The sequence below is a fragment of the Cyanobium sp. ULC082 genome, from assembly GCF_977927535.1.
Map to the genome: position 1 here is coordinate 767,086 of NZ_OZ376397.1, position 16,309 is coordinate 783,394.

At 67.9% G+C, this 16,309-nt stretch carries 20 protein-coding genes; 14 read left to right on the forward strand and 6 right to left on the reverse strand.

The genetic code is table 11. The annotated features are described in order from the left end of the window. Positions 1 to 37 precede the first annotated feature (37 nt). Positions 38 to 2,404 (forward strand): cation-translocating P-type ATPase, encoded by a 2,367-nt coding sequence (locus ACXMDY_RS04110; RefSeq protein WP_259703279.1) that lies wholly within the window; start codon positions 38 to 40, stop codon positions 2,402 to 2,404. Between the two features lie 7 nt (positions 2,405 to 2,411). Continuing rightward, a complete protein-coding gene (locus ACXMDY_RS04115) occupies positions 2,412 to 2,957 on the forward strand; it encodes a cytochrome b/b6 domain-containing protein (protein ID WP_259703280.1) in 546 nt (181 codons plus the stop codon). On the opposite strand, the gene ACXMDY_RS04120 is transcribed toward ACXMDY_RS04115, so the two are convergent. Beyond that, on the reverse strand, positions 2,875 to 3,930 hold the full coding sequence (locus ACXMDY_RS04120) for an SDR family NAD(P)-dependent oxidoreductase (protein WP_259703281.1): 1,056 nt from the start codon (positions 3,928 to 3,930) through the stop codon (positions 2,875 to 2,877). The two genes, ACXMDY_RS04115 and ACXMDY_RS04120, sit on opposite strands and share 83 nt — an antisense overlap. Positions 3,931 to 3,942: 12 nt before the next feature. On the opposite strand from ACXMDY_RS04120, the gene ACXMDY_RS04125 reads away from it, so the two are divergent. The 4 genes from ACXMDY_RS04125 (at position 3,943) to ACXMDY_RS04140 (ending at position 6,692) form a co-directional block, all read left to right on the forward strand. Then, positions 3,943 to 4,197 (forward strand): hypothetical protein, encoded by a 255-nt coding sequence (locus tag ACXMDY_RS04125; RefSeq protein WP_259703282.1) that lies wholly within the window; start codon positions 3,943 to 3,945, stop codon positions 4,195 to 4,197. Further along, positions 4,198 to 4,659 (forward strand): NUDIX hydrolase, encoded by a 462-nt coding sequence (locus ACXMDY_RS04130; RefSeq protein ID WP_259703283.1) that lies wholly within the window; start codon positions 4,198 to 4,200, stop codon positions 4,657 to 4,659. It abuts the gene before it with no gap. Between the two features lie 78 nt (positions 4,660 to 4,737). Beyond that, positions 4,738 to 5,133, forward strand: coding sequence for a thiol-disulfide oxidoreductase DCC family protein (locus ACXMDY_RS04135; RefSeq protein ID WP_259703284.1), 396 nt, complete (start codon positions 4,738 to 4,740; stop codon positions 5,131 to 5,133). Continuing rightward, on the forward strand, positions 5,127 to 6,692 hold the full coding sequence (locus ACXMDY_RS04140) for a cryptochrome/deoxyribodipyrimidine photo-lyase family protein (protein ID WP_259703285.1): 1,566 nt from the start codon (positions 5,127 to 5,129) through the stop codon (positions 6,690 to 6,692). The genes ACXMDY_RS04135 and ACXMDY_RS04140 overlap by 7 nt, the downstream gene beginning before the upstream one ends. A gap of 36 nt (positions 6,693 to 6,728) precedes the next feature. Here the strand turns inward: ACXMDY_RS04140 and ACXMDY_RS04145 are convergent, their stop codons facing one another. The 3 genes from ACXMDY_RS04145 to ACXMDY_RS04155 all read right to left on the reverse strand — a co-directional run bounded on the left by ACXMDY_RS04145 (position 6,729) and on the right by ACXMDY_RS04155 (position 10,236). Then, complete coding sequence (locus tag ACXMDY_RS04145) at positions 6,729 to 7,406, reverse strand: peroxiredoxin-like family protein (protein WP_259703325.1); 678 nt, start codon at positions 7,404 to 7,406, stop codon at positions 6,729 to 6,731. 92 nt (positions 7,407 to 7,498) lie between these two features. Continuing rightward, a complete protein-coding gene (locus tag ACXMDY_RS04150; protein ID WP_259703286.1) occupies positions 7,499 to 9,031 on the reverse strand; it encodes a cryptochrome/photolyase family protein in 1,533 nt (510 codons plus the stop codon). A 32-nt stretch (positions 9,032 to 9,063) separates the two neighbouring features. Then, entirely contained in the window at positions 9,064 to 10,236 is a 1,173-nt protein-coding gene (locus ACXMDY_RS04155; RefSeq protein WP_259703287.1) for an FAD-binding domain-containing protein, read from the reverse strand. A 343-nt stretch (positions 10,237 to 10,579) separates the two neighbouring features. Here ACXMDY_RS04155 and ACXMDY_RS04160 point away from each other — a divergent pair, with 343 nt between their 5' ends. Next, complete coding sequence (locus ACXMDY_RS04160; RefSeq protein ID WP_259703288.1) at positions 10,580 to 11,251, forward strand: class I SAM-dependent methyltransferase; 672 nt, start codon at positions 10,580 to 10,582, stop codon at positions 11,249 to 11,251. A 50-nt stretch (positions 11,252 to 11,301) separates the two neighbouring features. Next, complete coding sequence (locus ACXMDY_RS04165) at positions 11,302 to 11,553, forward strand: hypothetical protein (protein WP_457767377.1); 252 nt, start codon at positions 11,302 to 11,304, stop codon at positions 11,551 to 11,553. Between the two features lie 73 nt (positions 11,554 to 11,626). Here ACXMDY_RS04165 and ACXMDY_RS04170 read toward each other — a convergent pair whose 3' ends face one another. Together ACXMDY_RS04170 and ACXMDY_RS04175 are read right to left on the reverse strand one after the other, a co-directional pair. Then, the gene (locus tag ACXMDY_RS04170; protein WP_259703290.1) at positions 11,627 to 11,770 is read right to left on the reverse strand and encodes a chlorophyll a/b-binding protein; all 144 of its coding nucleotides are present in this window, start codon (positions 11,768 to 11,770) and stop codon (positions 11,627 to 11,629) included. Positions 11,771 to 11,821: 51 nt separating this feature from the next. Beyond that, positions 11,822 to 12,067, reverse strand: coding sequence for a hypothetical protein (locus ACXMDY_RS04175; protein ID WP_259703291.1), 246 nt, complete (start codon positions 12,065 to 12,067; stop codon positions 11,822 to 11,824). 97 nt (positions 12,068 to 12,164) lie between these two features. Between ACXMDY_RS04175 and ACXMDY_RS04180 the strand changes: the two genes are divergently transcribed. The 6 genes from ACXMDY_RS04180 (at position 12,165) to ACXMDY_RS04205 (ending at position 15,728) form a co-directional block, all read left to right on the forward strand. After that, positions 12,165 to 12,380, forward strand: a complete 216-nt coding sequence (locus ACXMDY_RS04180) for a Nif11-like leader peptide family natural product precursor (protein WP_259703292.1) — start codon at positions 12,165 to 12,167, stop codon at positions 12,378 to 12,380. 63 nt (positions 12,381 to 12,443) lie between these two features. Then, on the forward strand, positions 12,444 to 13,022 hold the full coding sequence (locus ACXMDY_RS04185) for a thermonuclease family protein (protein WP_457767378.1): 579 nt from the start codon (positions 12,444 to 12,446) through the stop codon (positions 13,020 to 13,022). A 248-nt stretch (positions 13,023 to 13,270) separates the two neighbouring features. Next, the gene (locus tag ACXMDY_RS04190; protein WP_259703294.1) at positions 13,271 to 13,615 is read left to right on the forward strand and encodes a hypothetical protein; all 345 of its coding nucleotides are present in this window, start codon (positions 13,271 to 13,273) and stop codon (positions 13,613 to 13,615) included. Beyond that, positions 13,612 to 14,340, forward strand: coding sequence for an HD domain-containing protein (locus ACXMDY_RS04195; protein ID WP_259703295.1), 729 nt, complete (start codon positions 13,612 to 13,614; stop codon positions 14,338 to 14,340). Before ACXMDY_RS04190 ends, ACXMDY_RS04195 begins: the two co-directional genes overlap by 4 nt. Then, the gene (locus tag ACXMDY_RS04200) at positions 14,337 to 15,005 is read left to right on the forward strand and encodes an alpha/beta family hydrolase (RefSeq protein WP_259703296.1); all 669 of its coding nucleotides are present in this window, start codon (positions 14,337 to 14,339) and stop codon (positions 15,003 to 15,005) included. Before ACXMDY_RS04195 ends, ACXMDY_RS04200 begins: the two co-directional genes overlap by 4 nt. A gap of 90 nt (positions 15,006 to 15,095) precedes the next feature. Next, positions 15,096 to 15,728: a flavin reductase family protein gene (locus ACXMDY_RS04205; RefSeq protein ID WP_259703297.1), complete on the forward strand. Its 633-nt coding sequence runs from the start codon at positions 15,096 to 15,098 to the stop codon at positions 15,726 to 15,728. Positions 15,729 to 16,309 lie beyond the last annotated feature (581 nt).

Sequence of the window (16,309 nt, forward strand, 5' to 3'; positions counted from 1 at the left end):
TCGATGCTGGGGGGATGGCCAGGGAGCCTGGCTCCCGATGAGCTGGCTGGAGCCCAGCAACCTTCTGCTGCTGGCCTGCGCCCTGATCTATGGCCTGATCGGGGAATGGGCCGACGCCGGCATCCTGCTGCTGTTCGTGCTGGGCATCAGCCTGCTAGATGCGGTCCAGCAGCAACGCAGCAACCGCGCCCTGGCTGAACTGGCAAGGCTTTCGGCGCCGCGCGCCCGGGTGCTGCGGGCCGGCCAGACGCTCGAGCTGCCGGTCGAGCAGGTGCGTCTGGGTGATCTGCTCCGCGTTGAGGAAGGCGATCGGGTGGCGGCCGATGCCGAGCTCACCGAGGCGGTGGGGTTGTGGCTGGATGAGTCCCTGCTGACGGGTGAATCCCTGCCGGTCGCCCGCTCCAGGCCCGGGGAGCGGATTCTGGCGGGTTCGCTGGTGGCGGGCGGCCGCGGCTGGGCGGAGGTGACGGCCGTGGCCGATGCCACCGAACTGGGCCGGCTCGGCAGCAGCCTGGCCACGGTGCAACCGCCGCCCACCCGCCTGCAGCGCCAGACCCGTCGCCTCACCGGGCGCCTCACGGTTCTGGCCCTGGGGCTCTGCGCGGCCCTGGCCCTGATCCAGGGGGGACTGGGCGGCAACTGGCCCCAGGCCCTGCTCGCCGCCCTGGCCCTGGCCCTGGCGGTGCTGCCCAACGAAATTCCCGTGGTGCTGGCCCTGTTCCTGGCCCTGGGCGCCCTGCGCCTGGCCCGGATCGGGGTGCTGGCCCGCTGGCCCGCGGCGGTGGAGAGCCTCGGCAGTGCCACGGTGCTCGCCGTCGACAAGACCGGCACCCTCACCGAGAACCGGATGGGGGTGCAGCAACTTCTTACTTGGCCAGCGCTGGAGGGCTGGTGTGCTGGGGAGACCCTGGAGGAACCCTTTCACGCTCTGGTGGAACTGGCGGTGCTCTCCAGCCGCGGTGATCCGGTGGATGCGATGGAACTGGCGATCCAGCGCCTGGCTGCCGACCATCTCGGTGGCACCGAACACCTCCACCCCGACTGGCCCCTGGAGCGCGAATACCCGCTGCAGAGTGATCTGCTGGTGTTCTCCCGCCTCTGGCGGGACGGCGAGGGCGGCCTGCAGCTGGCGGCCAAGGGGGCACCCGAGGCGATCGCCGATCTCTGCCACCTCGATGGTGGGCAGAGCTCCGCACTGCTGGCCGCTGCCGATGCACTCGCCGCCAGGGGGTTGCGGGTTCTGGCGGTGGCAGGTGGGCTCGATGGCGCGCCCGTTCACGACGGGCAGCCGTTCGCAAGCAGCGGTGCACTGCCGGATGATGCCCATGGCTACCTGTTCGAGCCGGTGGGTTTCCTGGCTCTGGCGGACCCGCTGCGCCCGGATGTGCCGGCGGCGATCGCCACGGCGCGGAGTGCCGGCGTTCGCGTGGTGATGATCACGGGAGACAGCCCTGTGACGGCCCGCTCGATCGCCGATCAGGCTGGCCTGCCGCCAGGTCCGGTGCTGAGTGGTCAGGAACTGGAAGCCCTTTCACCGCAGGCGCTGGCTGTCTCCATCCGCGAGGTGTCGGTGTTCGCCCGGGTGATGCCCCAGCAGAAGCTGCAGCTGGTGCGTGCCCTGCAGGCCGCCGGTGAGGTGGTGGCAATGACCGGTGATGGCGTCAATGACGCCCCGGCCCTCAAGGCCGCCGACATCGGTGTGGCGATGGGCAAACGCGGCACCGCCGTGGCGCGTGAATCCGCCGATCTGGTGCTGCTGGGCGACACCTTCAGCGATCTGGTTGGGGCCCTGGAGCTGGGCCGCCGCGTCGACGCCAACCTGCACCGGGCCCTCGGCTACACCCTCGCCATTCACCTGCCGATCGCAGCCCTGGGCCTGGTGCCGCTGCTCAGTGGCCAGCCGCTGATCCTGCTGCCGGTGCACATCGCCCTGCTGCACCTGGTGATCGATCCGGCCTGCACGGTGGTGTTCGAGGCGCTGCCGCCCGCTCCTGGCCTGATGCGGCAACCGCCCCGCCCGCCGGAGGCGCCTCTGTTCGGTCCAACGATCTGGCGCCAGGCCCTCAGCCAGGGAGCGGTGCTGGTAGTGGCCGCCCTGGTGCTGGCCTTCTGGCCAGACACCGACGCCGAATCACGCCGCAGCCTGGTGTTCTCGCTGCTGCTGCTCGCCGGTGGGGGTCTGGTGTGGCTCAACGGTGATCCCAGGGAACCGATCACCGCCGTCGGTCCAGGCATCGGCATCGGCCTGTGGCTGATCGTGCTCGCCCTGCCGGGCCTTCAGCAGCTGCTGAGCCTGGCGCCCCTGCTGCCGGCCCAGATCCTCATACTGTTGGCCATCACGGTGATCGCTTTGCTGCTGGCCTGGCAGCTGGCCCCCCATCCAGCCGCTGAGTCTTCGCCCTGAACCCGCCATGGCCCGTCCCTACCAACCCTCCCTGCTGAGGCTGCTGCATGGAACCACCGCCGCCGGTGTGGTGCTGGCCTGGCTGAGCGGGCTGTTCGTCTACAGCCAGTACGACGGGCGCTGGGGACGGATGCCGATCCGCCTGCCCGGTGAGTGGATCGATATCCACGGCACGGTGGGGGTGGCGTTGCTGCCGCTGGCCGTGCTGTTCGCTGCCTATGCCTTCACCCTGGGGCGGCGGCAGCTCGCCAGGGCCAGCAATGCGCTGGCGCTGACCGCCCTGGCCCTGGCGATCGGCACCGGCAAGCTGATGCAGGAGGACTGGTTGCGGCAGGGAAACCTGAGCCAGCTCGTCTACAGCCTCCATCTGTTCGCCTGGGGCGTGATGGCGATGGCGGTTCTGGCCCATCTGGCCGGGGTGCTGGCCCGCGGTGGTTGGCCGCTGGCCGGCTCGATGGCCAGCCTGAGGCTCAAGGCCGGTGATCGACCCGCTGACTGGCCCCGCCAGCTGGCGAAGGCAGTTCGGCGCTCTGACCCACCAGCTCGGCGCTGATCGCCCAGAGCGCCTCGGCCAGGCTGTCATCGAGAGCTTCAGCGCTTGGTTCGCTCAGCTCGAAGCGCAGGCGGCCCAGACCCACCACCCGGTTGCTGCGGTAGCTGAAGCCTGGGCTGCCGTGGAGATCAGCGCTGGCGAGCTCCGCCAGCAGGCCTCCGGCGAGCTCAACCGTTGCGGTGATGCGCAGCAGGTCACGGGCCACCAGGGCAAACAGGCGCTGGCCCCATTCGTTGTGGCGGCGGCTGTAGCGGAAAAAGCCGCCGCTCCCTGGCGGGATCACCAGGCCCGGGCTCCAGGCGAGCACCGGCATCGGTGTGCCGCGCACCTGCAGGCGCCGCTCCAGCTCGCGAGCGAACAGCAGGTTGCAGAGCTTGCTGTCCTTGTAGGCCTTGTCGGCATCAAACGGCAGGCCGCCAGCCACCATCTCGAAGCCCGAGCCAGCCCTGAGGCCGGCCAGATCGCCCAGGCCAGCTGGCTGGCCGACCCGGCCACCGGCTGCGGCGGGGTCATGCACCTCCGAGGCGGTGACCACCAGCCGAGGGGCCTGGCTGCCATTGAGCAGGGGAAGCAGCCGCTGGGCCAGGGCCTGGTGGGCGAGGTGGTTCACCGCAATGGTGAGTTCATGGCCCTGGGCTGATCGCCTCGGCTCGGTGCCGCCGCTGTACTGGAGCCCGGCGTTGAGCACGAGGCTGTCGATCGGTTCACCGCGCCCGAGCAGTTCGGCGGCGCAGCGCTCGATGCTGGCCAGATCGGCCAGGTCACAGACCGGCGCGCGCGCGGATGGCCCCACCGGCTCGGCTTGTTCGAGACGCGCCAGCGTGGCCTCAGCCGTGGCCGGATCCCGGCACGGCAAGGTGAGCTGGTGGCCGGCGCGGCGCAGCTGCAGGGCAGCCTGATGGCCGATGCCGGAGCTGGCGCCGGTGAGCAGGATGTGCCTGCTGGTGTGGACCGGAGTGGAGCTGGGCGTCATGCCGTTCACCCTATGCAGATCCAGACTGGAGCGATCCGCGCCGAGCCGATGCTCCAACGACCCAGGCTTCCCCATCCGGAGCAGCGCTTTGGCGACGACGACGATGGGGACGACTGGCCGGTCGATCGTGGCCGCCCCCTGGCCCTGCGCTGGCTGGCTCTGGTGGGTGCGCTGGCCTTCGTGATGCTGGGGCTCAGCAGCCTTCAACCGTTGCTCCAGCCCGCGCCCCAGCCCTTGCCGGGTCCCCGTGATGCCGCTGTTTCCTGAATGACCTCCTCCTCATCGGAAGCTCCGCCGCCGCTGCAGGTGGCCCTGGCCATGCTGGAGCGGCAGGGATCCTGGCTGGTTCAGCTCCGTGACGACGTGGCCGGGATCGTGGCACCGGGCTGCTGGGGACTGTTCGGGGGGCATCTGGATCCAGGCGAAACGGCCGAGCAGGCCCTCAGGCGTGAGCTTCAGGAAGAGATCAGCTGGCAGGCGGGTGCTCTTCACTTCTGGTTCACCGACATCAATCCCCAGCGCAGCGCCCATTTCTTCAGGTCGAGCCTGCCGGTCCCCCTGGAGGCGCTGCGGCTGCTGGAAGGCCAGGACATGGCCCTGGTGAGCCTTGCTCAGCTGCGATCCGGTCGGATCTGGAGCCCCAGGTTGCAGGAGCCCAGGCCCCTGGCCCCCTCTCTGCAGCGGGCCGTCGAGGCTCTGCTGGCCGAAGGCATCCAGCCAACGGCCTGATCCGGCCGCGCGGTCTCGATAGCGTTGTCTCCAGCATGGGAATCCGCACTGTTCTGTGCCATCCCTCTCGGTTGATCCATGGCTGAACCTGCCCTCACCCTCCTTTTCGATGGGGCCTGCCCCCTCTGCCGGCGCGAGGTGGAGAGCCTGCGGGCCCGTGATCAGGGGCGCGGCCTGATCCGCTTCGTCGATATCGATGCGGCCGATTACGACCCGGTGGCCCATGCAGGGATCAGCTACCGGGAGGCCATGGGCCGCATCCGCGCCATCGGCGCTGATGGCCGGGTGATCAAGGATGTGGCCGTCTTCCGTGAGGCCTGGCGGGTGGTGGGCTGGGGCTGGCTCTACGCGCCCACCGCCTGGCCGTTGATCGGGCCGCTGGTGGATGCGCTCTATGGGCTCTGGGCCCGTTGGCGGCTGCGGCTGACCGGCCGGGGCGACCTGAACACGCTCTGCGATCTGCGGGGGTGCTGAAGCGCATCAACCCCGTGCAGCAGCCGGTGCAGATCGTCTGGTTCAAACGGGATCTGCGGGTGGCCGATCACCAGCCGCTGCTCCAGGCCAGCCGCCTTGGTCTGGTGCTGCCGCTGCTGGTGGTGGAACCCGAGCTGTGGCAGCAGAGCGATGCCTCAGCGCGCCAGTGGGCCTTCTGCGCCGAGAGCCTCCAGGAGCTCAGGCAGGCCCTGGCGGAGCTGGGTCAGCCGCTGGTGGTGCGGATCGGCCCGGCGCTGGACGTGTTGGAGCGAGCCCGCCGCCAGTTCGCAATTGCCGGGCTCTGGAGCCATCAGGAAACCGGTAACGGCTGGACCTACGACCGCGACCGGCAGGTGGCCCAGTGGGCCCTGAGCCATGGCATCCCCTGGACTCAGGTGCCCTCCTTCGGTGTGATCCGCCGCTTGCGCAGCCGCAACGGCTGGGCGCGCCGCTGGGAGGAGCGCATGGCCGAGCCGCTGGCGCCGCCGCCGCCGGGTCTGCCGTCCCTGGAGGGGCTTGATCCCGGTCCCATTCCCTACGCCGCCGAGCTGGGTCTGGCACCTGACCCCTGCCCGGGGCGTCAGCTCGGGGGGCGGCAGCAGGGACTGGCCGTTCTGGAAAGTTTTCTGAGCGAGCGCGGCTCTCGCTACCACCGTGAGCTCTCAAGCCCGCTCACGGCCTTCGAGAGCTGCTCGCGCCTGTCGCCCCACCTCAGCTGGGGCACGCTGTCGATGCGGGAAGTGGTGCAGCGCAGCCGCCGCCTCCGCAAGGCGCCGCTGGGCTTCGAGGCGCGGCTGCACTGGCACTGCCATTTCATCCAGAAGCTCGAATGCCAGCCGGATCTGGAGTTTCGCGAGCTCCATCCGCTCACCGCCGGCCTGCGCAGCAGCGACCCCGAGCGCCTGGCGGCCTGGGCCGAGGGGCGTACCGGGCTGCCGTTCGTGGATGCCTGCATGCGGGCCCTGATCGCCAGCGGCTGGATCAATTTCCGCATGCGGGCGATGCTGATGTCGGTGGCCAGCTACCAGCTGTGGTTGCCGTGGCGCCAGAGCGGGCTGCATCTGGCCCGCCTGTTCGTCGATTACGAACCGGGCATCCACTGGAGCCAGTGCCAGATGCAGTCGGGCACAACGGGCATCAACACGATCCGGATCTACAACCCGATCAAGCAGGGCCTCGAGCACGATCCCAACGGCGATTTCATCCGCCGCTGGCTGCCGGAACTGCGCAACGTGCCGGCGGTGTACCTTCATGAGCCGTGGACGATGGCGATGGTCACCCAGCAGCGGGTCGGCTGCGTGCTCGGCGTGCACTACCCACTGCCGATCGTGGAGCCCGCCGCCGCCGCCCGCCAGGCCAAGGAGAAGATCTGGGCGCGGCGTCAGGAGCAGGGCTTCAAGGAGATTGCCGATGCGATCCAGAGCAGGCACGGCTCCCGCCGCTCCGGCCTCGCGGCGAGTGGCGGCAGGCGGCGGCGGCGGCAGCGGCCAGTGGCGGCGAATGCCGCCGGTGATCAACAGCTGCAGCTCAGCCTGCAGCTCGACCCTGATTCGGCCTGACCATGGGCAGCTGAGGCGGCCGTCGCTTCGGCGGGATCAACCCAGGAAGGGATCCAGGAAGCTGAGCGGCCTGGCCATGGTTTCCGAGAAGCCGAGAATGCCGCGGTCGCGGTAGCAGTACAGAAGCGTGTCGTCGGCCTCGAGCAGGAAGGTGCCGCCCCGCTGGGTGAGGAAGTCGTCGCGGGGCACGTAGGTACGCCAGTGGCCCAGCACTTCGCTCATGTTGCGCAGCCGCACCGTGGCCAGCTCGAAGGGGCGCTGGAATCCAGTCCCGCCCGCCTTGGCAAAGAAGGAACCCTGAATCGGCGGCAGGGGGCCCGCCTCGATGGTCTCGTCGTCGGCGATGCGCTGGGGCGCGCTGCGATCGCCCGTGTAGCCCCGCAGCACCTCGGCCAGGGTGCCGGGGGAGCCGATCCCGGCGCACATCATCAGCAGGTTCGGCCAGGGGCCGCCGATCTGCCGCAGGCCTTCGTAGAGCCCCAGGGCCCGATGCAGCTGGGGTTCAGCGTCCACCTGCAGCCGCTCGCTCGGAAAGCCGGTGAAGGCGCAGAAGCGCTGACGGCCCGCCTCATCACCGATGCCGATTGCCAGTACAGCGATGCCGGCGGCCTCCAGCTGCGGCCAGGCCGCCACCAGGGCCTGGGCGTATTCAATGCTGTCGAAATCGCCCAGTTGGGGGAACAGCAGCACCAGCCGGCGGCGGCCCATCCCCATCCCCTCCAGCTCCGCCAGCCGCTCCAGCAGCGCGGCGGGTGCGGCCAGCCGGGACTCACTGTCGACGGGATTGGTCACAGGCAAGGGCTCGGTCACAGAGAAGGCTCGCTCATGGCTGGCACCATCGTCGCCCGCTCCAGAAACGCCTCGGCGGCGGCGTTCAACTCCTCGCGCCGCTGGGGATCCATCCGCTCCAGCAGGCGCACCATCATTGAGAGGCGGGGGTTCCCGCGGAAGAACGCCTGGTTCCGCTCGATGAAGCGCCAGTAGAGACCGTCCCAGATCTCGCACCAGGGCCCCTTCTTGAAATCACTCATCTTGAGGATGTAGTTGGAGCCGCTGATGTAGGGCTTGGTGGCGAAGAGGCCGCCATCGCTCATCAGACCCATGCCATACACATTGGGGCCCATCACCCACTCGCAGGAATCGAGGTAGCGCTCCATGAACCAGCGGTGCACCTCGCCGGGATGGATCTCAGAGAGCAGCATCAGGTTGCTGATCACCATCAGTCGCTCGATGTGGTGGTTGTAGCCGAGGCGATTCAGCCGCTCGATCGCGGCATCCAGCGGCGGCAGGCCGGTGTTTCCCTCGCTCCAGCAGGGGGCCAGGCGGCGGCGATGGTTCCAGAAGTTGCTGCTCGCCTGGCGTTGGCCGTGCACCAGGTCGATGCCGCGCACGAACTCGCGCCAGCCGATCACCTGGCGCAGGAAGCCCTCCAGTGAGGCGATCGGCACTGGTTGGTCGCTGTTCTGCCGGCTCTGCACGTGGGCGAGGGTCGCTTCGATCACGCCAGCGGGCGTGAGCAGACCGATGTTGAGCAGGGGAGAGAGCAGGGAGTGATTCAGGGTGTCGTGGTGGGCACTCAGCGCGTCTTCGTAGGGGCCGAAATCCTCAAATCGCTCGATCAGAAACTGCTGCAGCCAGGCCTGGGCTCCGGCGTGATCGAAGGGAATCCAGAGCGGCCCCAGCTCGCCGGGGTGGTCGGCGAAGTGGCTGGCAATCAGCTGCCGCACCACCGGTTCATGGGGGCTGGCCGCCACCGCCGGCAGCGGCGGCTCCCTGTATCCCTTCGGCAGCTTCCGCCGGTTGTCAGCGTCGAAGCTCCACTGGCCGCCGGTCGGCGAGCCGTCGGCTTCGAGCAGCAGCCCCAGGCGCCGACGCTGACGTTCGTAGAAGGTTTTCATGAAGGGGCGGCGGCGGCCTTGGAACCAGGCCCGGCTCTCGGCCCCCGATTCGAGGAAGGCGGGCGACGGCAGCACCGTGAGCTCCAGCGCCTGCTCCTGGCAGAACCGCTCCAACCGCGCCGCGAAGCTCCGGTCGGCGATCTCTGCCACCCGCAGCTGCTTGGCTCCGGCCAACTCAAGCTCCAGCCGCTCCCAGAACGACACCTCCGCCGAGGCCGGCAGCTCGAAATAATGAACCGGAATGCCCTGCTCAATCAGGGCATCGCGGAAGCTGCGCATCGCCACGAAGGTGTGCAGCAGGCGCAGCTGGTGGTAGCGGTAAGCGGACGCCACCGCCAGGTCTTCGATCATCAGCACCTGGCTGCCGGCGGCCAGTTCCAGTGGCGAGGCGGTGAACCACTGGCTGTGCAGCTGGTCGCCAAGGATCAGGGTGAGGGTCACAGGATGGGGGGTTGAGGGGGGAGGTCCTGGCGTCAGCTCCAGAGTTGGCGGTGGGTTTCCTCGGGGTCGTAGCGGCGCAGCTGGCGCTCGAGATCGAATCGGCGTGGCGGGCCGCCGAAACTGCGCGGATCGGAGCCGACGCCGGCCAGATAGGCCCAGTTGCCGGTGTTCACGGCCGGGTGGGCATCGATCAGGGCCCACTCGAAGAAGCGCGCGCCCCAGGTCCAGGGCAGTTGAAGCTCATTGATGAAATGGGAGGCCACCCACTGGCGCCCCCGATTGGAGAGGTAGCCGGTGGCCAGCAGTTCGCGCAGCTGGGCATCGATCAGGGGGTGGCCGGACTCAGCCCGGGTCCAGCGGGCGAAGCGCTCCCGGTCTGCGTCCCACGGCGGCGGCCGGTTCTGAATACCGCCGGGGGCGTGGAAGGCGGCGCCATGGCGCTGCTCCGACCAGAGGAAGAACTCGCGCCAGAGCAGTTCCTGCTTCAGCCACTCGGAACCCTCATCGGCGCCATGGAGGCCCTGATAGCGGAGCAGCTCCTGCCAGATTCGCCGCACCGAGAGCGAGCCGATCGCCAGAAAGGGGGAGAGCTTTGAGGAGAACTCCGTGCCCACCAGGCCATTGCGGGTGGCTTTGTAGTTGCGGAGGCCATCGGAGCCGAACAGGTAGTGCTGCAGCCGGGCCAGGGCGCTGGCTTCATCACCGCGGAAGGGAAAGGCACTGCGGGGATCGACGCGCTGGACCCCTGGCGAGACCACTGCCGGCGAGCTGAGCCAGGTCTTGGGCCAATCCTGCCGGTTGCCGCCGAGCCCGCTGAGATCGGCTGGGGGCAGCGGCGGTTCGGGAGCCCGGCTCAGGCCACGGCGAAAGTCGGAATACACGCGAGGGAACGTCTCAGCCGCCATCGGCCAGTCGCTGAACAGCCTCGACTCGCGGCAGTGGAGCACCGCCTCGGCGCTGAACTCAGGCGCCTGCAGCAGCGGGATGGCCGCCGCCGCCAGGCGCTGTTGCAGCGCGTTGGTCGCCGACGCTGCAATCCGGCGTTGATGGGGCCCCCGCAGCCGCTGGCTTTCCGGCCGGTTGGCCAGCACCACCAGCCGCCCGGCAGCGCGGCGGGCCAGGGCCACGGCCTCGTGGAAGGCAGGCTGGTCATCGAGGCGCAGCTGCCCATCCAGGGCCACCGCGATGGTGGCGACCGGCGGCATGATTGCATCGCAGGGTGGATCAGCCTGGCAGGAGTGCTGCGCTGATCGCGACTGCCGTTTTGATGACGGATTGCTGCACGGCCAGCCGGAGTGAGTACGGACCTTAAGGATTGCTCTAGGTTTCAGGCCTGCCTGAACACGTCGTGGCCCAATCTGTCGCACTGCTCGCTGCCACCGGCCTGGCCGGTCTTGCCCTGGTCGGCCTGACCATGAGCTTTCTGATCTGATCCAAGGAGATCAACTGGGTGATCAGCCCCGGACGTCGCGGTGCCGACTGACGGCCGCCAGGCTGAATCGGTCGCCGTTGCCGATGGCGTGCCGTTTCGCTGGGGTGGATTGAGCCATGACCGTGTCGGTGCTGAGCGAGCAGGAGCGCTGGAAGCAGGATCGATCCGATGACGCTCTCTTCTACGCCGAGCCTCGTTTTGTTCACCATCTCGATGCGGAGTTCCGCGCCAGGCTGACGGCCCTCTATCGGGAGCAGATTCCCCCGGGCGCAGTGGTGCTGGATCTGATGAGCAGCTGGGTGAGCCATCTGCCCGATGACCTGGCCACGGCAGCGGTGCTCGGCCATGGTCTCAACGCCAGGGAGCTGGAAGCCAACCCACGCCTGAGCCGGCACTGGGTTCAGAACCTCAACCTCGATCAGTGCCTGCAGCTTGAGGGCGGCAGCATCGACGCGGCCTTGATCGTGGCGGGCTGGCAGTACCTGCAGCAGCCCGAAGCGGTGGCTGCTGAGCTGCTGCGGGTGGTGCGCCCGGGCGGCCAGCTGATCGTGGCGTTCTCGAACCGGATGTTCGCCCAGAAGGCTTCCAGGGTCTGGATGGAGGGAAGCGATCGGGATCACCTGGCCGTTGTGGCGAGGGTGCTGATGGCCCAGGGCTGGCCCCAGCCGAAGCTGATTGCCGAAGCCACCCGGGCGGCTGGCCCGCTGGGCTGGCTGAACGGCAAGGGAGATCCGTTCTTCGCCGTGATCGCCGAGAAGCCACTGGCAGGAGACCGATCGGAAAATTGAGCATGCTCCCGCTGGCCGGGAAGCCACAGTTAACAGTTCTTCACATTAGAGTGGCCAAAAGACCGGACTCACGCTTGGAAGACCTGTTCGCCGCCTTGTACTTGATCTGCTTCGCGGTGATCGCCGGAGGCGCTTTCGCTCTGATGAGCCAGAACCTGCGCCGCTCCGCTCCAAGGATCACCGCCCAGCCAGCCGGCAACCGCCGAGCTCGTCACCCCGAGGCTCCCCAGCCTGGCGAAGAGGTGATGTACGTCGATCTCAATCGTGAGCGCCTTGAGCAGCTTTTTCAGCAGGCCAGCTGATTGTCTGTGTTGAAAGCCCGGTTGGAGTTAACCAACCGGGCTTTTTCATGGAATCAACCAGCCTGAATTGAATTCAGCCCAGGCCGATCTGGGACAGGATGCTCTGACCGGTCAGCAGCTCGGTAGCCAGGCCGATCACGAAGCCCAGCATGGCCAGACGGCCATTCCAGGTTTCAGCGAAAGCAACGAAGCCGAAGCGGGGGGAGGAATCAGCCATGGTGTGAAGGATTTTGCTGAACGTTACCAATTGTAAACGTGATGGCCCGGCTCAGTGGTGCCGGTTTCGGCCCAGGGGCTCGATCCAGTGCTCACGCACGCTGTCGTGCTGGAGCTTTGCAGCCGGGATCCGGCAGCCCAGCTGGATGGCGCCCTGGTCGATCAGACGGCCGAGCCGCAAGGCGGTGGCTTCTTCGATCCTGGAGAAGCGGTCTTGCTGGTGGGCGAGCCAGGAGAGCTCGTCGGGTGTGATCACGCCTGTGGAGAGGGAATTGAGAAAGAGCTGACCGACCGTCATGGATCATGTAACGGAACGTAAACATTCTGTCTCATCGGTTGGCCGCCCGTGGCATGTCGCCGCCTGGGAGGATGGAACACCTGAAGGTCGGTGGCCGATGTCCCGTGAGCAGCTGAAGGCCTTCCTCAGCAGGATGCAGAACGACGCTGAGCTGAAGCGCCAGGTGCTGGCCGCTGCCACCGCCGATGACGTGGCCCAGATCGCCCTGAAAAGCGGTTTTGAATTTTCGGGCGATGAGCTGCTGCGGGCATCGGGCCAGACGTTCGACAAGGTGACTGTGCGCAAGAACGACATCCCAGGTGAATACAACTGATCGATCTCGCCTTCAGCGGCCGTTGCGCCGGTGTCGCCGCAGCCTGGATGGTCAGGAGCAGGAATGGAGGCTGAATGGCTCCGGGTGCAGCGTGTGATCCGCTGGCCCCTGCTCACAGCTCTTGTGGTGCTCTCCGGCCTTGTCAACGGCCTGCCGGCTGGCTGGGCCAATCCCCAGAGGCCGCGGTCCGTCACGGTGCTGTCGATCGGGGATGGCGACACCATCCGCGTTCTGCAGGATCAGCAGCGGATCACAGTGCGCCTGGCCTGCATCGACGCTCCCGAGCTGGCCCAGGCCCCCCATGGCGCCCAGGCCCGCAGCTACCTGCAGAGCCGCCTGCGGCTGGGCTCCGCCGTGACGCTCCGGCCCCACACCGTGGATCGCTTCGGCCGCACCGTGGCCGAGGTGATCAGCGGCGTGAATCTCAATCTGGCGCTGGTGGAAGACGGCAAGGCCTTCGCCTACCGCCGCTATCTCGGCAGCTGTGATGCCAGGGCGTATCTGGATGCCGAGTTGCGGGCTTCCCGCCGCCGCCAGGGGGTGTGGCAGCAGCTCGATGGCATCACCCGTCCCTGGGACTTTCGCCGCAACCGGAGGGCGCAGCGCTCTGCGTCTGCCGCCGGGCAGGGCACCAGGCTCTGAAACGGTTTGGTGGCTGAGGCCACAGGGGTTCAGGCCTGACAGCTCATTGGATGTGGGCGATCGATGGCAGAGGTTTGCGCAGCATTCCAGTTGCCATGAGATCGATTTTAGGTCTCGTGGTCTGGTTTTCTCTGATCCTGTGGTCGCAGCTTCCGCCGTCCTGATCAAGAACGGAAGGATCGGCCATTCAGGAGAGAATGAACCTCCAGGCGCTGCCCGGGGGGTGTTCCCAACCCCGGAGGCACCCCATGCATTTCAGGTACTACGCCAAGGAAGATCCCTGGCAAGACGATGACGACGGCAACCACGGCAGGCCGGTCACCCTGGCCCGGATGGGCGATGGCCCTGACACCGAAGCGATCTGGGCTGTCGTTCGCGGGGCCTGGCAACCCTTCCCCGATCTCTGGGGTCGCCTGATCGGCGGCGACTGGTGGGACCGGATCCACGAAGAACGGGCCCGCCGCTACTTCGACGCTGAAGCCTTCGCTGGCGGCGAGATTCTGGAGCCCCTCCCGGCAGCCGCCATGGATCTGCTCTGTGAGGCCTATCAGGCCCGCAATGCGCGGAAAGCGAAGGCCAGAGCCCAACCATGAACCCCCAGCAGATCAAGCCGATGAACACCAAACCCCCAACCCACAGCCCGCGCTACGACGAGGCTCTGCTCTGGGCCGCCCAGCTGCACCGCTGCCAGAGCCGCAAGGGCAAGCCGGTGCCCTACATCTCCCACCTGATCGCCGTGAGCGGCCTGGTCTGGGAAGACGGCGGCAGTGAAGATCAGGCGATTGCCGCCCTGCTCCACGACGCGATTGAAGATGCTGACCAGACCCATGGCTCGATCGCCGAGCGCTTCGGGGTGGAGGTGGCCGACATCGTGCGCGACTGCACCGACACCGCCGAGGGACTGACCGGCGCGGTCAAAGAACCCTGGCGGCTGCGCAAGACCCGCTACCTGGCCTCTCTCGATCACAAGAGTGAGGGCTCCCTGCGGGTCACGGCCGCTGACAAGGCCCACAACGCCCGCGACATGGTGCTCGACGCCAGGCGCGACCCCAGCAGCTGGGAGCGCTTCAATGCCGGCCTGGAGGGCACCGCCTGGTACCTGCTGCGGATCCACCAGACCCTCAGCCACCGGCTGTCCGGCAGCCGCTCCACCGAGCTGCTCGGAGAAGCCGTGCAGGAGATCCTGGCCAGTGACGGCTACGGGCGATTGGTGCCCGCAGGCCTGGCCCCGGCGGTGTGGGCGGCGGGATACCTGGAGCGGCCGGAGCCATCCCGGGCTGGATCGCTGGCCGACGGCTCAACCGGCATCGGTGCATGACAGCTGGGGCCCCAACCTCCGACCCACGGTTGATCGCCGGACCCGACGCCGCACCGGCCAGCGTGCTGCTGGCCCATGGCGCTGGAGCAGCGATGGACAGCCCGTTCATGGCGGCCATCGCCGGCGGCCTGGCGCAACAGGGCTGGCGGGTGGTGCGCTTTGAGTTTCCGTACATGGCGCGCATCCGGGAAACGGGCCGCCGTCAGGGTCCCGATCGGATGCCGGTGCTGCAGGAGGTGTTCCGCCAGCAGGTGCGGCTCGTGCAGGCGGAGCAGCCGGGCCGGCCGCTGTTCATCGGCGGCAAGTCGATGGGCGGCCGGGTGGCCAGCCTGCTGGCCGATGAGCTGGCCGCCAGCGATGGGGTACGCGGCTGTCTCTGCCTGGGCTATCCCTTCCACCCGCCCGGCAAGCCGCTGCAGCTGCGCACCGAGCACCTGGGAGATCTGCGTACGCCCACTTTGATCCTGCAGGGGGAACGCGACACGTTCGGCCGCCGTGAGGAGGTGGAGACCTACAGCCTCTCGCCGCAGGTGCAGCTGCGCTGGATCCCAAGCGGTGACCACAGCTTCAAGCCCACCCGCAGCTCAGGCCTGAGCGAGGCGCAGAACTGGGCCACGGCGGTGGCCTTGAGCGATTCGTTCCTGAGGCAGCTGTTCAGCGGCTGAGCCCTGGCTTCCCAGACGGAGATCCTCGCCAGGGCGGCCCAGCTGGAGGCGGCGGCGGCAGCATGAAGGGCCACTGATCTCGGCTGATCGATGCCCGCACCCGAGCCGATTCGCTCCATTGATCCAGGCAGCCTGGATGGCGGGGCGCTCTACCGGCTCTGCACCAGCCTGGTGGTGCCTCGGCCGATTGCCTGGGTGAGCACGATCAGCAGCGAGGGGCAAGCCAACCTGGCGCCGTTCAGTTTCTTCAATGCCGTGAGTGATCAGCCGGCGGTGTTGATGGTGTCGATCGGTGCCCGGCGTGATCGGGAAAAGGACACCCTGCTGAACATCCGCCAGACCCGCTGCTTTGCGGTGCATGTGGTGGATGAGCGGCTCGCCGAAGCGATGAACATCACCGCCACCGACTATCCGCCTGGCACCGATGAGTTCGTGGCCGCTGGCCTGACGGCCGTGCCCTGCAGCCGGATCGCGGCCCTGCGCGTGCAGGATGCCGCCGCCTGCCTCGAGTGTGAGCTGCTTGAGCTGATCCCCGTGCCAGGAACCACATTCACCATGGCGCTGGGCCAGGTGGTGATGGTGCACGTGCAGGAGCGTTGCCTTGGCCGCACTGCTTCTGCTTCGGCGGAAGCACTCCGCCCGGTGGGCAAGTTGGCCTCGAACGACTACACGCGCCTGGGTGAGGTGTTCGAGCTGGTGCGCCCCAGGCTGGGCCAGGCATGACAAAACCCGGTGACGAGGCCACCGGGCTCTGGAGCAGTTTGGTTGTGAGGGCGGAGCTGCTGACGCTGGCACCTGGGGCCAGTTGACAAGTGGGACCTCCCGTTTGGTCCGGGGCACCTGAGGCGAGGCCTTTAACGGTGCAATGGACGGCGTTGCAGCAAATCAAACAGCCGCGTCACACGCCGGGGAAGTCAGTGATCCGTCGAGAGTGTTGGAGCAGGGACCGGATCGTCAGCGCACTCCTAAAGGATGCTCAGGTGGGGTGTCTTCCATGCTCTGGAGCCTCCCGATTGTCGATGAGTTCACAATCGGCCGGCCGCCTGATGGGGGCAATAGGGGTTTATGCCTGAGTCAGCCAGCCCCGGGCACGGGCCAGCTGGTTCGCTTCCTGAACCGCCTCGACGCAGCGCTTGGCACGCCGCCACTGCTGCGCATAAGCCTTCGGCTAGAGGTCGTCCTGGCGGGTCGCGTCAATTACGGAGGCGGGTAGGAGCCCCCCACCCTTGCCATGGCAGCGAGGTGGTGCGGATCGTCAACGCCGAGAGGCTGGGCGATGCCGCCTGCACATCGCAGACGTGGTG